Here is a 14,657-nt window from a genome sequence, read left to right on the forward strand (position 1 = left end):
GCGACGCCAGCGACCTCCACGCCCTCACACAACTCATCAGCAACATCCCACCCGAACACCCCCTCACCGCCGTCATCCACACCGCAGGCACCCTCCACGACACCACCCTCACCAACCTCACCCCCCAACACCTCCACCCCGTCCTCACCGCCAAAATCGACACCGCCTGGAACCTGCACCACACCACCCAGGACCACGACCTACAAGCCTTCATCCTCTTCTCCTCCGCCGCCGGCACCCTCGGCACCCCCGGACAAGCCAACTACGCCGCCGCCAACACCTACCTCGACGCCCTCGCCCACCACCGCCACCACCACAACCAACCCGCCACCAGCCTCGCCTGGGGACTGTGGACCGACCCCAGCACCATGACCACCAACCTCACCGACACCGACCACCAACGCCTCACCGCCACCGGACTCACCGCCCTCACACCCACCGACGCCCTCGCCCTCTTCGACGCCGCGCTCCAAGCCCCCCGCCACCCCCACCTCGTCCTCACGCAGGTCGATCGCACCGCCCTGCGCCGGCACGCGCGCCAGGGCACGCTGCCTCCCCTCCTCGACCGGCTGGTGCCCGTTCGGGTCCGGCAGGCCGGGACGGGGGGAGCGGAGCTGGCCGAGCGGCTCAGGGGGCTGGACGAGCGCAAGCGGGAACAGGTGCTGCTGGACCTGGTCCGGACGCACGTCGCCGCCGTACTGGGCCATGATTCCGCCGCCAGGATCGCGCCCCGGCAGGCGCTCAAGGAACTGGGCTTCGACTCGCTCAGCGCCGTCAGCCTGCGCAACCAGCTGTCGGCCGCGACAGGCCTGCGGCTGTCCACCACGCTGGTCTTCGACCATCCCAGCGCCGTGGCGATCGCGAGCCACCTCGGTGAACAGCTGGACGGCGGCGGCACGGCTCGGCAGGTGCCGCTGCACACGGAGCTGGAACGGCTCGAAGCTGCCTTGGCAGCCGCCGAGTTGGACGACGCGGGCCGGGGCCGGCTCGGTGCCCGGCTGAGGGCGCTGCTGCTGCGGGTGACCGCGACGCCGGGCACGACGACGGCGGCCGGTGACGACGACGATCTGACGTCGGTGACCGACGCCGAGCTGTTCGACGTCCTCGACGAGGAGCTGGGACTGTCAGAGCTGGACGAACGATGAGCGGAGGACCTGCTCCCATGGACAGTGAGAAGGAACAGCGGGTCGTCGATTACCTCAGGTGGACGACCGCCGAGCTGAAGGAGACCCGCCGACGGCTCGCGCAGGTGGAGGCCGCGCAGCGCGAGCCGATCGCCATCGTGGCGATGAGTTGCCGGTTTCCGGGCAACGTGCGGTCACCCGAGGACCTCTGGCGGTTGGTGGCGGACGGCATGGACGCGGTCTCGTCCTTCCCGGACAACCGGGGCTGGGACCTCGATGCCCTCTACCACCCCGACCCGGACCGGACCGGCACCTGCTACACCCGTGCCGGCGGCTTCCTCCATGACGCCGCCGACTTCGATCCGGAGTTCTTCGGGATCAGTCCGCGCGAGGCCCTGGCGATCGACCCGCAGCAGCGGCTGCTGCTGGAGACGAGCTGGGAGGCGTTCGAGAACGCGGGGATCGACCCGGTCTCGCTGCGCGGCAGCCGCACCGGCGTCTTCGCCGGTGTCCTGTACGACGACTACGCCGCCCGGCTGATGGAGCGCATTCCGGACGGGTTCGAGGGCTATCTCGGCACGGGGAGTGCGAGCAGCGTCGCGTCCGGGCGGATCGCCTACACGTTCGGTCTGGAGGGTCCGGCGGTCACCGTGGACACGGCGTGCTCGTCGTCGCTGGTGGCGATGCACCTGGCGGCGCGGGCCCTGCGTGCCGGGGACTGTGGGCTGGCGTTGGCGGGCGGGGTGACCGTCATGGCGACGCCGGGCGTGTTCGTGGACTTCAGCCGGCAGCGCGGCCTGGCGCCGGACGGGCGGTGCAAGTCGTTCGCCGCGGCGGCGGACGGCACCGGCTGGGGCGAGGGCGTGGGCCTGCTGCTGCTGGAGCGGCTCTCCGACGCGCGGCGCAACGGCCACCCGGTGCTGGCGGTACTGCGCGGGTCCGCGGTGAACCAGGACGGGGCGAGCAACGGGCTGACCGCGCCGAACGGCCCCGCCCAGCAGCGTGTCATCCGGCAGGCCCTGGCCGATGCCCTGCTGGACCCGGTGGACGTGGACGTGGTCGAGGGGCACGGCACCGGCACCGTCCTCGGCGACCCGATCGAGGCGCAGGCGCTGCTGGCCACCTACGGCCAGGACCGACCCGACGACCGGCCGCTGTGGCTCGGCTCGGTCAAGTCCAACATCGGTCACACGCAGGGGGCCGCCGGGGTCGCCGGGGTGATCAAGATGGTCCAGGCCATACGGCACGGGGTCCTGCCGAAGACCTTGTACGCCGCCGAGCCGAGCCCGCACGTGGACTGGACGAGCGGCAACGTCGCGCTGCTGGCCGAGGCCCGACCGTGGCCGACGGAGCACGGCCCGCGTCGCGCCGGGGTATCTTCCTTCGGCGTCAGCGGCACGAACGCGCACGTCATCGTCGAGGAGGCACCCGAGAACCCCGAACCGGCCCCGGCGGCGCCGCCCGACGCGCCGGCCCGGCCGATACCACTGGTGTTGTCGGCCCGCGGCGAGAAGGCGCTGCGGGAGGCGGCCCGCGAACTGGCGGCGCGACTGACCGCCGATCCCGCGCCCCGTCCCCTGGACGTGGCGTACTCGCTCGCCACCACCCGGTCGGCGCTCCGGGATCGCGCGGTGGTGGTCGGCACGGAGCGCAGCGAGGTGACCCGCGCTCTGGAGGCGCTGGCCCGGGGGGACCTGCTGCCCGGCAATGTGGTGGTGGACCGGGCCGCGGCCGAGCCGGGCCGACTCGCCTTTCTGTTCACCGGCCAGGGCAGTCAGCGCGCCGAGATGGGTCGGGCCCTCACCGTGGCCCAACCGGTGTTCGCCGAGGCCCTGGCCGAGGTCTGTGGGGAGCTGGACCGGCACCTGGACCGTCCGCTGTGCCCGCTGCTGTTCGCGGGCAAGGACCACCCGGACGCCCAGCTGCTGCACCGGACCCAGTACGCGCAGCTGGCGATCTTCGCCGTGGAGACGGCGTTGTTCCGGCTGCTCGCTCACTGGGGCGTGCGGCCGGACTTCCTGCTGGGGCACTCGATCGGCGAACTGGTCGCCGCGCACGTGTCCGGGATGATCGACCTGCCCGCCGCGGCCGAGTTGGTCGTCGCGCGGGCGCGTGCGATGCAGCGGGCGCGGGCGGACGGCGCGATGGCCGCCGTCGAGGCGGCGGAGGACGAGGTGCTGGCCATCCTGGCCGACCGGGCGCATCAGGTGTCGGTCGCGGCCGTCAACGGTCCCAGGGCGACGGTGATCTCCGGGGACGAGAAGGCCGTGCTGGAGATCGCCGCGCACTGGCGGGCCGAGGGACGGCGGGTCCGGAGGCTCGCCGTCAGTCACGCCTTCCACTCCTCGCACATGGACGACGTCCTCGGCGAGTTCGAGGAAGCGCTCGCCCGGGTGGACTTCGCTCGGCCGGCGATCCCGCTGGTGTCGGATGTGACCGGTGAGCTCGCGGACCCGGAGGAGCTGTGCTCCCCCGGCTACTGGCTGGAGCACGCCCGGCGCCCGGTCCGGTTCGCCGATGGCCTGCGCACTCTGCGCCGGGCCGGAGTGACCTGTTTCGTCGAGGTCGGCCCGGACGCCGTACTGACCGCGCTGGCCCGTGACTTTCTGCGCGATTCCGCGGCCGGCGAGCGGCCGGCGACGGTGGTGCCGGTGATGAGCGCTCGGCGGCCCGAACCGCAGACCGCCCTGCTCGCGGCGGCCAAAGTGCATGCGGCGGGCCATCCGGTGGACTGGGCGGCGGAGTTCGCCGGTCTGGGGGCCGCGCCGGTGCGGCTGCCCAACTACCCGTTCCAGCGGCGCGGTTACTGGCTCAATCCGAAGACCGAGTCGACCGGGCAGGCGCGGGGGCAACAGGCTCTGGACGCCGCGTTCTGGGCGGCCGTCGAGGAGAGGGACGTCGAGGTGCTCGGCCGGGCACTGCGGCTGCCGAAGGCACAGTTGGCCTCTCTGGCACAGGTGCTGCCCGCGCTGGTCACCCATCGGCGTCGTGCCGAGTGGCACCACCGGACCGTCTGGCGACCGGCCGCGGAGGTCCCGGCGGCGCCGGTGACCGGTCGGCTGGTCCTGCTGGTGCCCGCCGGTCCGGCCGAGGCCGGGCTGCCGGCCCGGGTGGGCGAGGCCCTCGGGGAGGTCGCGGACCGTGTCGTGGTGCCCGCGTCCGCCGGGACCGGCGAGGATCTCGCCGCGCTGGTCGGCGGCGCGGGCCCGGTCGGCGCGGTCGTGTCGCTGCTCGCTTTCGCGCCGGAGCCGGAACGTGGCCTGGCGCTGACCGCCGCGCTGCCCCGCGCCCTGGAGGTGGCCGGAGTGGACGCGCCGCTGTGGGTGCTGACCAGCGGTGCGGTGACGGTCGGCAGGCTCGATCCGCCGGTGGCGCCGGGCCACGCGGCGATCCGGGGCCTGGCGCGGGTCATCGCGAACGAGCACCCAGGACGCGCGATCGGCCTGCTGGACCTGGACGCCGGCCCCGACGGGCTCGGGCGGCCGCTGGCCGCGCTGTTGGCCACGGCACCCGCCGACGGGTGTCTCGCGGTGCGCGGCTCGGGGCTGTTCACCGAGCGGCTGGAACCCCTCGCCCCGCCCGGCGCCGGCCGTGACCTGCCGTGGCGGCCGGAGGGGACGGTCCTGGTCACCGGAGCCGGCACGGTGCTCGGCGGCCATGCAGCCCGCTGGCTGGCCGAGCACGGTGCCGCCCGGCTGGTCCTGTCGGGCGCCGCGGAGGCCACCGTACCGCCGGAGGAACTGGCCGAACGGGGCGTCGAGGTGGTGCTCGATCCCGGCCGGCCCGACGACCCGGACGCGCTGGCCCGGCTGGTCGCGCAGTGGCCCCCGACGGCCGTCGTCCACCTCTGCGACCTCGAACGGCCCGAGGAGGCGGTGGCCGTGGCGGCGGCGGTCGACGAAGCCACCGCGCACCTCGACCTGGCGGCGTTCGTGGTCTGCTCGTCGGGGCCCGGCACACTCGCCGCTCCCGGGTCCGGTGACCTGGCCCCGGTCCACGCGGCCCTGGCTGCCGTCGCCCGGCGGCGACGGCAGCGTGGCGGACATGCCGTGTCGCTGGCGTTCGGACCGCTCGACTGCGACGACGAACGCGCGACCGACGGCCGGTGGGACGCCCTGTCCGGCCTGCGGCCGTTGGCGCCGGCCGTGGCGGTCGACGCCCTGGGTTACGCCGTGCTGCCCGGCGCCGAGGACGTGACGGTGGCCGATCTCGACGCGGGGTCGGACTCCTGGCCTGGGTCCGACCGGCTCTTCGCCGACCTGCCCGGTTTCGCCGTGGCCGATGCCCCGGGCCCGGCCGTGGACCCGGGCCTGCCGGCCCGGCTCGCCGCGGCGGACCCGGCGGAGCGCTTCGCGCTCGTGCTGGACCTGGTGCGGGTCCAGGCGGCCGAGGCACTGGGTCTGGCCTCGCCCGACGAGCTGGAGCAGGACGCCGACCTGTTGGCGCTGGGCCTGTCGTCGCTGGCCGCTCTGGAACTGAGCACGCAGCTCAGCGCCGCCGGTCTCACGGTGACTCCGCAGCAGATCTTCGACCATCCCTCACCCGCCAAGCTCGCCGCGTCGGCGGAAGTGGTGGGCGGATCTTCCTGAGAAGGCCGCCGTCCTCGGCGCGGCCGGACCCCTCACCTCACACCAGATCCCCGTTCCCCCCCGACCGCCCGGTTCGCCACGTCGACCGACGCGGTACGCGGGGAGGACCAACTGAAAGGCACGTGATGCGGCACGACATGGTCACCGCCGGCACCGGACCGGTCGGGCTGTTCGTGTGGGTCTGTGGACTGGATCTGGCCGGCGCGCAGGCCGCCGTCCTCGGCGCTGCCGGATTCACCCTCACCTCGCAGCAGATCCCCGTACACCCTCCGACCGCCCGGTCCGCCGCGTCGGCCGACGCGGGCGAGCAGACTTCCTGAAAGGCGTTTCATGCAGCACGACATCGTCATCGCCGGCGCCGGACCCGTCGGCCTCATGCTCGCCTGCGAGCTGAGGCTGGCCGGCGCGCAGGTCGTCGTCCTCGACGGCCGTCCCGGGCCCGACGCGCAGGCGCCGGGCGTGGCCATCAACGCCGGAGTCATCGAACTGCTGGAGATGCGCGGGCTGATGGACGCCTGCCGCCCGGGTGGCTTCGAGTTCCCGATGGCCCACTTCGCGCACATCTGGCTGGACCCGGCACGGCTCGCCGACCGGTACCCGTACAACTTCTCCCTCCCGCACGGCAAGCTGATCCACCACCTCGCGGAGCGCGCGCGAGAGCTGGGGGCTCAACTGCGCTTCGGGCACCGCGTGCTCGGTGTGACCCAGGACCAGCACAGGGTGCGGACCCGAGTCGCCGGTCCGGCGGGCGAGCAGACCCTGAGCAGCTGTTACCTGGTCGGCTGCGACGGAGTGGACAGCACGGTGCGCCGTGCTGCCGGTATCGCCTTCGACGGGGAGGAGGAGCCCTTCCACGGCACGGTCGCCGATCTCGCGGTCGAGCCGGACAGCGTTCTGCTCGGGCAGTTGGGCGCCCATGTGCATCCCGGTGGGCTGCTGGCGGTCAGTCCGCTCGGTCCCGAGACGGTCCGGTTGCTGACCGGCGAGTTCGGCGTGGCGCCGCCCAGCCGGGACACGTCTCCCGACCTCGCGGAGCTGCAGGGCGCTGTGCGCCGGCTCGCGGGCATCGAGTTCACCGGCGAGGCGCCGTTGTGGTCGGCCCGCTGGTCGAACGCGACCCGGCTCGCCGAGCGGTACCGTGCGGGGCGGGTGTTCGTCGCCGGGGACGCGGCGCACCAGCACTTCCCGCTCGGCGGCCAAGCGCTCAGCACCGGCATGGACGACGCGGTGAACCTCGGCTGGAAGCTCGCGGCGGACCTGGCCGGGCGGGCGCCGGCCGGGCTGCTCGACAGCTACCACGCCGAGCGTCACCCGGTGGGGGCGCGGGCCTGCCTGACCACCCGTGCGCAGGCGGCCCTGCTGCACCCGATGACGCCCTTGCGGGAAATCTTCACCGAGTTGGTGAGGTTCCCGGCCGTCAACGAGTACCTGGTCACCATGGTCGGCGGCACCGACACCCGCTACGCGCCGGCGGCGGGTGCCCAGGACGACTCGGGAACCGATCCGCTGCTCGGCCGACGGCTGCCGGGCGTGGCCGCCGCCGCGCAGGCGGTGCCCGCACTGGCCGCGGCGTGGCGGTCCGGGCGCGCGGTGCTGCTCGACCTCGGCGGCCTCGGCGACGACAGCCTCGGCGGCTTGGACGGTTTGGACGGCTCGGGTGATCCGGACGGCCTGGTGGGCCTGGTGCGGGCGCAGCCGCTGCCCGGTGTGGAGGTCGAGGCGGTGCTGCTGCGGCCCGACGGCCGGGTCGCCTGGACGAAGCGGCCCGGAGCCGGCCTTGCGGGCCTGTCCGATGCCCTGGCCGCCCTCTTCGGCGAGCCCGTGCGGCCGGTCGGCCCTTAGCGGCGCTTAAGCGCCGCAGCACAGCATGACGGTCGCAGGCGAAAAGAGGTCGAGTATGGACGTGTACTTTCACTCCGTCGGAACGGCGCTGCCCGGCCCGCCGGTGGACATCCCGACGCTGGCCCGACGGTTCAAGCTGCCCCGGGTGTGGGAGCAGTGGGTGGGCACCTTCATCGATACCCCTGTGCGGTACTACTCGGTCGACCTGGACTCGGGCGAGGTCCGTTCCACGTTGGCCGACCTCGCGGTGACGGCGGCCGAGCGGGCGTTGACGGCCGCCGGGATCACCGCGTCCGAGGTCGACCTCGTCGTCATGGGCACCTCCTCGCCGGACATGCTGATGCCTGCCACGGTGAACGTGGTCGCCGACCGGCTGGGCATCGACGGGGTTCCCGGCTACCAGCTCCAGTCGGGCTGTGCCGGCGCGGTGCAGGCGCTGGACGTCGCCCGGCACATGCTCGGCTCCGGCATGTTCCGCACCGCGCTGGTCATCGGTGCCGACTCCTGCGCCAAGCACTTCGACCTGACGCTGGACGTCACCGAGCTGCCGCCCGAGGAGCAGGTCAACGGCGTGCTGTTCGGTGACGGTGCCGGGGCGGCGGTGCTGCGCACCGAGCCGTCTGCGGAGCCGGTCGCGCTGCGCTGGACGCAGGTGCGCTGCGTCGGCCGGGGCCGGCCGCCGGGACAGACCCTGACCTGGTTCGGCGCGGCCGACCGGCACCTCGGCCGGCCCGCCGCCGTCGAGGACTACCAGGCGGTCCATGACTCGGTGCCGCCGCTGGCGGTCGAGACCCTGGACGAGGTGCTCGGCGCGCTCGACTGGGAGCGCGAAGCGCTGGACTACGTGCTGCCGCCGCAGTTGTCCGGCCGGATGACCGACGAGATCCATGCCCGGCTCGATGTGCCGGACGCCCAGCAGGTGAGCTGCATCCGGGAGACCGGCAACACGGGCAACGCCCTGCCGTTCTTCCAGCTCGAACGGCTGCTGCCCCGCATGATCAGCGGGGACCGCGCGGTCGGCGTGGCCGTCGAGTCCAGCAAGTGGATCAAGGCCGGATACGCGTTGGAAAGGGTGGCACGGTGACCGCCGGCACGGCCCAGGCCGCCCCCTCGGCGCGTGCGGTGGCCGAACTGCAGGCGTCCGGGCGGCTCGCCGCCGACTACCCGCTGGTCCGCGGGCTGCTCGCGGATCTCACCGACACCGAGCTGGTCAGGGCCGGGCAGGTGCTGGCCCGGCTCGACCCCGATGAGGTGCTGCGCCACCACCCGGCCACCCCTGTGCTCCGCATCGCGGTCACCGGGCACCGGACGCTGGGCACCCTGGTTCCCCCGCTGACCGCCGAGCTGGCCCGCCACGGCCTGCTGACCCGGCCCCGGCTGTCCGGCTTCGACGCCTACGTCTTCGACCTCGGCGATCCGGACAGCGGGCTGTACGCGGCCGACGCCGACCTCGTGCTGTGTGTGCTGGACCCGGAGGTGGTCTTCGACGAGGTCCCCCTGCCGTGGACCGCCGCGGACGCCGAGCGGGTGCTGGAGGACAAGGTCGCGATGATCGGGGACCTGGCGGCCCGCTTCGTCCGGCGCGGCCGCGGCACACTGGTCCTCAACACCCTGCCCCTGCCCCGGCGGTTCACGGCACAGCTGGTGGACTACCGCTCCCGCGCCCGGCTGGGCGCCGTCTGGCGGGCCGCCAACGCCCGGCTGCTGGCTCTGAGCGAGGAACTGCCCGCACTGATCACCCTGGATCTGGACCCGCTGCTCGCCGAGGGCATCCCGGCCGAGGACGCGCGGCTGGGCCGCTACGCCGGGGTCGGCCTGTCCCCGGCCCTGCTGGCCCGGTACGCCCGCGAGATCGGCCACCTGGCCCGGCACCTCACCGGGCGGACCCGCAAGGCGCTGGTGTGCGATCTGGACGGGACCCTGTGGGGCGGTGTGCTCGGGGACGACGGCGCGGGCGGCATCGAGCTGGGCGGCACCCCGCGCGGGAAGGCGTTCGAGGCGTTCCAGCGGGTGGTCGGACAGCTGGGGTCCCAGGGCGTGCTGCTGGCCGTGGTGAGCAAGAACGAGCCGGAGCCGGTCGCCGAGGTACTGCGCGACCACCCCGGGATGGTCCTCCGTCCTGACGACTTCGTACGGGTCACGGCGAACTGGCGCCCCAAACCCGACAACCTCACCGAGCTGGCGACGGCCCTCAACATCGGCGTGGACTCCTTCGTCTTCGCCGACGACAGCGCCTTCGAGTGCGGGCTGGTCCGGCACGCACTGCCCGAGGTGGCGGTGGTACGGCTGGACGAGGAGCCCGCCCGGCACATCGAACGGCTGCTGTACGACGGCTGGTTCGACACCCGCGAGCTGAACGCGGACGACCGTGCCCGTCCCGCCCGATACAGGCAGGAGCTGGACCGGCAGACGTTCCGCACCTCGTTCGACTCGGTCACCGACTATCTTCGCGGACTGGACATACAGGTGCGGTTCGCGCCCATGACCGACGACGAGGCCGCCCGTGCGGCACAACTGACGCTGCGCACGAACCAGTTCAACATGACCGGCCGACGGCTCCAGCCGGCCCAGGTGCGGGCGGCGGCAGCCGGTCCCGGCACCGAAGTCCTCATCATTCGCGCCGCGGACCGCTTCGGCGACAACGGACTGGTCGGTGTCGTCTTCACCCGGGCCGAAGCGGGCACCGTGCACATCGACAACTTTCTGCTCAGCTGCCGGGTGTTCTCCCGGGGCATCGAGACCGCGTGTCTGAGCGCCGTGCTGGCGGACGCGAAGGCCGCCGGGGCGCACGCGGTCGAGGCCGTGTTCGTGCCCGGACCGAAGAACGCCGGAGTGCGGGACTTCTACCCGGACCACGGCTTCCTTCCGGTCGAGACGGACGACGGCGCCGTCTTCCGCCACAACCTCGCGGACATCCCGGCGCCGCCCGCGCACATCCGGTTCACCCGCTCCCCCGACACGTCCGAGGAGACAAGCAGTTGACGACCATCGACGACTTCATGGTCCTGGTGCGCGACGAACTCGGGCTGCCGCTCGGGGCCGAGGACGCCGGCCTGCCGCTCGACCGGGTCCCGGGATGGGATTCGCTCCACCTGCTGACCCTGCTCACCGCTCTGGAGCGGCAGACGGGACGGACGATCTCCCTGCCGGATGTCCTGGAGGCGGGCAACCTGGAGGAGATCTACCGAGTGGCGGTGGGAGCATGACGATCGGACCCGTCGCCCGGGAACGCCGTCCCACCCTGTACTTCCTGCGGGAGATCCGTCAGTTCGCGCCGGTGCACCTGGACACCGAGGTCGACATGACCCGGATCAGCGCCCACCGCTCGGAGGCACGCGCGCAGGGTCACCGCTCCTCGTGGCTGAGCTACGTGCTGTTCGCGGCGGGCCGCGCCCTGGAGGCCCACCCGGAGGCGAACGCGGCGATCAGCCGAGGGGTCCGGCCCAAGGTGATCCGCTTCGGCTCGGTGAACGGCAAGTTCACCATCGACCACACCACGAACGGCCGGCGGGTGGTGCTGTCGGCCGTCATCCCCGACGTGCACACAGCGAGCCTCGCGGACATCCAGCGGAAGGTGGACTACTACACCGCCGGCGACGCCGACCAACTGCCGGAGTTCGCGGGCGCCCGGCTGATCCGCAAGCTGCCCTGGGCGCTCGGCGAGGCCGCCTACCGCTCGCGGGTCCGCCCGCTGCGCAACCGGGCCGACGCCATCGGCACTTTCGCGGTCACCTCGCTCTCCCACCGCGCGGTGGACGGTTTCCACTCGGTCGGCGGCACCACCGTCACGCTCGGCCTCGGCAGGATCGCCGACCGGGCCGTGGTGCGCGACGGCGAGCTGGCGGTGGCGCCCGTCATGCGGCTGAACCTGACCTTCGACCACCGGGTGATCGACGGCGCGGAGGCCGCCGACCTGCTGACCGACATCAAGCGCGCCCTGGAGGAGTTCGAGGCCGTGCCGCGGGAGCCGCAAGGCCCGGCGGGCACCAACGACATCGGTGAACTCAAGCAGTTCGTGCTCGCGCATACCCGGGGGCAGAAGGTCGCCGGGCACCAGGAGGTGCTGGCCCGGATACGCCACGACGCGGACGGCTCGGGGTCGTGGACCGCTGAATGGACCCGCTCAGCGCGGCAACTGGAGGGCTCCGGGCGGCTGCTGGACGCATGCCGGCACCACTCGATGGCCAGGTTCCCGTTCGTCGACGGACCCGGGCGACGGCAGGCGCTGAAGGAGACGGTGCGTACGTTCGACGAGTGGCGGCGCAGCGATCCGGACATCGAACGGCTGGAGGTCGAGCTGCCCGGCGGGCGCGTGGCCGCCTGGGCGACGGGGATGTCCGACGGCACCAGGCGGCCCGTGCTGATCATCAGCGGCGGCATCGTGACCGTCAAGGAACAGTGGGGGCCCACCCTGGCCGCCGTCCGGCGGCTGGGCATGGCCGGCATCGTCACCGAGATGCCCAGCGTGGGCGAGAACACCCTGCCGTACGACCGGGACAGCGGGCGGATGTTCTCCCGTCTGCTGGACCAAGTCGCCGACCGGGCCGACGTGACCCAGGCGTACGCGCTCGCGCTGAGCTTCAGCGGTCACCTGGCGCTGCGCTGCGCCCTGGAGGACAGCCGGATCAAGGCGGTGCTGACCGCCGGAGCGCCGGTCAACGGCTTCTTCACCGACCGGGACTGGCAGGCCGCCCTTCCCCGGATCACGGTGGACACCCTGGCTCATCTCACCGGCCGTAAGCCCGACGCCGCACTGGAGGAGATGCGGTCGTGGGCGCTGCGGCCCGGGGAACTCGCGGCACTGACCATCCCGGTCCGCTATGTGGCGTGCACCCGCGACGAGATCATCCCGAGCTGCGATGTCGACCTGTTGCGGGCACACGTGCGGGACTTCGACAGCCTCACCCACGACGACGTGCACGGCGCCCCGGCGCACGCGGTCGAGACACAGCTGTGGCTGATCCGCTCACTGCTGGGGATCCGCGGCGGCAACCTGCCCGCGGCGCTCACCCTCGGTCTGCTCTACCGGCTGGCCCGGCTGCGCGGCGGCGCGGGACGTTAGGGCCTGTCGCCGGGCGGCTGCGTGTCCGGCGCGGGCAGCGCGGGGGCGATCCGCTCCAAAGTGGTGCGGATCATCTCCGTCAGGGGGACGTCCCGGGGCGTCTCGGCCCAGAACTCGATCGCGACCCGGACCGCGCTGCCCACCATCGCGGCCAGCAGCCGGGGGTAGATGTCGGTGTGCACGTCGACGCGGAGCCGTTCTGCGATCCCGGCGGCGAGCGCGGCCTCCCGCGCGGCGTGCGCCTTGAGGTACTCACCGCCCAGCGGGGAGGCCGCGACGGCGAGCTGCACCTTGGTGACCAGGTCACGGTCGACGTTGGCGTCGGCCACCAACGCGGCGAGCATGGCGTTGACGACGGCCTCCAGCAGCGGTTCGTCGTCGGGGCGCGCGCGCAGGTGCTCACGGATCGCGGCCGACCGGTCGAGGTCCACCGCGTACAGCGCCTCGTTCTTGCTGCGGAAGTAGTTGCTGAACGAGCGGGTGGACATCCCGGCCCTGGCCGCGATGTCCTCGACCCGGACGCTGTCCCAGCCGCGCTCCATCGCAAGGCTGAGCGCCGCCTCGCTGAGCGTCCTGCGAACCGCGGCCGCCTTGATGTCCCGAACCGATTCCGTCACCACGCCAGCGTCGCACGCTCCTGCGGGAACAGCAAGTTGTTGCGGACTCGGCAAGCACGGATACTGCAGGAACACCCGGGACACCGGCAGGGCGCCGGCGACGCCCGGGCGCCGGGGCATTCGCCGGGGCATTTCAGGGGCCGTTTAGGCGGAGCGGATGCACTGGGCGTGTCCGGTCGTACGTCTCCTGGGGGCTTGCCATGCGCGTCCTGTTCACCACGCTGCCCGTCGCGAGCCACCTGTACCATCAGGTGACCCTCGCCTGGGCGTTCCGCGCCGCCGGGCACGAAGTGCGGGTCGCCTCACAGCCGGCGCTCACCCCGGCGATCGTCTCCACCGGGCTGTCGCCGGTCGAGATCGGCGACGGATACGACTTCATGGGCGCGATGGCGGCGCTGCCGCAGGGCAACCGGTTCAACGCCGCCGAACTCGCCGCCCTGTCGCCCGAGGAACGCCGCGAACTGGGCCGCAGGCGCTCCCTGCCGTTGGTCGACCTGGCCCACCGGATGGCGCCCGACCTGCTGCGGTTCGCCGGGCACTGGCGTCCCGACCTGGTGATCACCGACCCGGTGGTGTTCGCCGCACCGCTGCTCTGCGGGGCCCTCGGCATCCCGCTCGCCCGCAACATCTGGGGTCCCGACATCCTCTACGGCCACCCGGCGCAGGGCCAGCCCAACACCGGTGCGGAGCGCGACGAATGGCTGCCCGGTCTGGTCGAGCTGTTCGACCGGTACGGGGCGGAGGTCCGCAACGACTACCCGGCCCACACCATCGACCCGTGGCCGACGAGTCTGCAGACCTTCGGGGCACCCCGCCGGCTGCCCCGGCGTTATGTGCCCTACAACGGCGCCGCGGTCGCCCCGGAGTGGGCGCTGCGCCGTTCCGACCGTCCCAGGGTCTGCGTCACCTGGGGCACCACCACCAGCATGCTCGGCGGCAGCAAGGACCTGCTGCCGCGCGTCGTGGACGCGTTGGTCCCCCTCGACATCGAACTGGCGGTCACCGTCAGCAGCACCGACCGGGCCAAGCTCGGGACCCTGCCGGACAACGTGCGGCTGATCGAGAACCTGCCGCTCAACCTGCTCATGCCCACCTGTGACGCCATCGTCAACCAGGGCGGGACGGGGTCGGTGCTCACCGCGGCCAGCGCCGGGGTCCCCCAGGTGCTCGTGCCGGAGACGTCCGAGACCCCGACCAACTCCATCAGCTTCAACGCCAGCGGTGCGGCGGTCCTGTTGGACGCCGCCACGCTCGACGCCGCCACCGTCACCGCCGCGGTGCACCGCGCCCTCACCGACGACGCGATGCGGGCGGCCGCCGACAGCGTCCGCCAGGAGATCGCCGCGATGCCGTCGCCCGCCGCCGTGGTCGGCACCTTCGAAGCCCTCGTCGGCGCCTGACGCCGCACCACCGGCCGCTCAAG

General features: G+C 73.1%; 9 protein-coding genes and 1 pseudogene. 9 read left to right on the top strand and 1 reads right to left on the bottom strand.

Annotated features, from left to right (window positions below):
- The 8 genes and pseudogenes from ACZ60X_RS38680 to ACZ60X_RS38715 form a co-directional block, all read left to right on the top strand.
- The coding region (locus ACZ60X_RS38680) for a beta-ketoacyl reductase (protein ID WP_469609234.1) at positions 1-1,145 on the top strand (1,145 nt) is incomplete at its 5' end.
- 65 nt (positions 1,146-1,210) lie between these two features.
- Positions 1,211-5,713: pseudogene (locus tag ACZ60X_RS38685) on the top strand (type I polyketide synthase); the annotation flags it as partial.
- Positions 5,714-5,838: 125 nt separating this feature from the next.
- Positions 5,839-6,033, top strand: coding sequence for a hypothetical protein (locus ACZ60X_RS38690; RefSeq protein ID WP_469609237.1), 195 nt, complete (start codon positions 5,839-5,841; stop codon positions 6,031-6,033).
- 10 nt (positions 6,034-6,043) lie between these two features.
- Positions 6,044-7,555, top strand: coding sequence for an FAD-dependent monooxygenase (locus tag ACZ60X_RS38695; protein ID WP_469609239.1), 1,512 nt, complete (start codon positions 6,044-6,046; stop codon positions 7,553-7,555).
- Positions 7,556-7,610: 55 nt separating this feature from the next.
- On the top strand, positions 7,611-8,639 hold the full coding sequence (locus ACZ60X_RS38700; protein WP_469609241.1) for a 3-oxoacyl-ACP synthase III family protein: 1,029 nt from the start codon (positions 7,611-7,613) through the stop codon (positions 8,637-8,639).
- Positions 8,636-10,537, top strand: coding sequence for an HAD-IIIC family phosphatase (locus ACZ60X_RS38705; RefSeq protein ID WP_469609243.1), 1,902 nt, complete (start codon positions 8,636-8,638; stop codon positions 10,535-10,537). Before ACZ60X_RS38700 ends, ACZ60X_RS38705 begins: the two co-directional genes overlap by 4 nt.
- Positions 10,534-10,761 (top strand): phosphopantetheine-binding protein, encoded by a 228-nt coding sequence (locus tag ACZ60X_RS38710; RefSeq protein ID WP_469609245.1) that lies wholly within the window; start codon positions 10,534-10,536, stop codon positions 10,759-10,761. The genes ACZ60X_RS38705 and ACZ60X_RS38710 overlap by 4 nt, the downstream gene beginning before the upstream one ends.
- Positions 10,758-12,617, top strand: coding sequence for a 2-oxo acid dehydrogenase subunit E2 (locus ACZ60X_RS38715; RefSeq protein WP_469609247.1), 1,860 nt, complete (start codon positions 10,758-10,760; stop codon positions 12,615-12,617). The genes ACZ60X_RS38710 and ACZ60X_RS38715 overlap by 4 nt, the downstream gene beginning before the upstream one ends.
- Here the strand turns inward: ACZ60X_RS38715 and ACZ60X_RS38720 are convergent.
- Positions 12,614-13,234: a TetR/AcrR family transcriptional regulator gene (locus ACZ60X_RS38720; protein WP_469609249.1), complete on the bottom strand. Its 621-nt coding sequence runs from the start codon at positions 13,232-13,234 to the stop codon at positions 12,614-12,616. The two genes, ACZ60X_RS38715 and ACZ60X_RS38720, sit on opposite strands and share 4 nt — an antisense overlap.
- 200 nt (positions 13,235-13,434) lie before the next feature.
- Between ACZ60X_RS38720 and ACZ60X_RS38725 the strand changes: the two genes are divergently transcribed.
- Entirely contained in the window at positions 13,435-14,634 is a 1,200-nt protein-coding gene (locus ACZ60X_RS38725) for a nucleotide disphospho-sugar-binding domain-containing protein (RefSeq protein ID WP_469609253.1), read from the top strand.
- Positions 14,635-14,657 lie beyond the last annotated feature (23 nt).

The organism is Streptomyces sp. NPDC104106, assembly GCF_055584345.1.

Coding starts and splice junctions, on each gene's coding strand:
- ACZ60X_RS38690 (WP_469609237.1), top strand. CDS start 5,839: ATGCGGCACGACATGGTCACCGCCGGCACCGGACCGGTCGGGCTGTTC.
- ACZ60X_RS38700 (WP_469609241.1), top strand. CDS start 7,611: ATGGACGTGTACTTTCACTCCGTCGGAACGGCGCTGCCCGGCCCGCCG.
- ACZ60X_RS38725 (WP_469609253.1), top strand. CDS start 13,435: ATGCGCGTCCTGTTCACCACGCTGCCCGTCGCGAGCCACCTGTACCAT.
- ACZ60X_RS38715 (WP_469609247.1), top strand. CDS start 10,758: ATGACGATCGGACCCGTCGCCCGGGAACGCCGTCCCACCCTGTACTTC.
- ACZ60X_RS38695 (WP_469609239.1), top strand. CDS start 6,044: ATGCAGCACGACATCGTCATCGCCGGCGCCGGACCCGTCGGCCTCATG.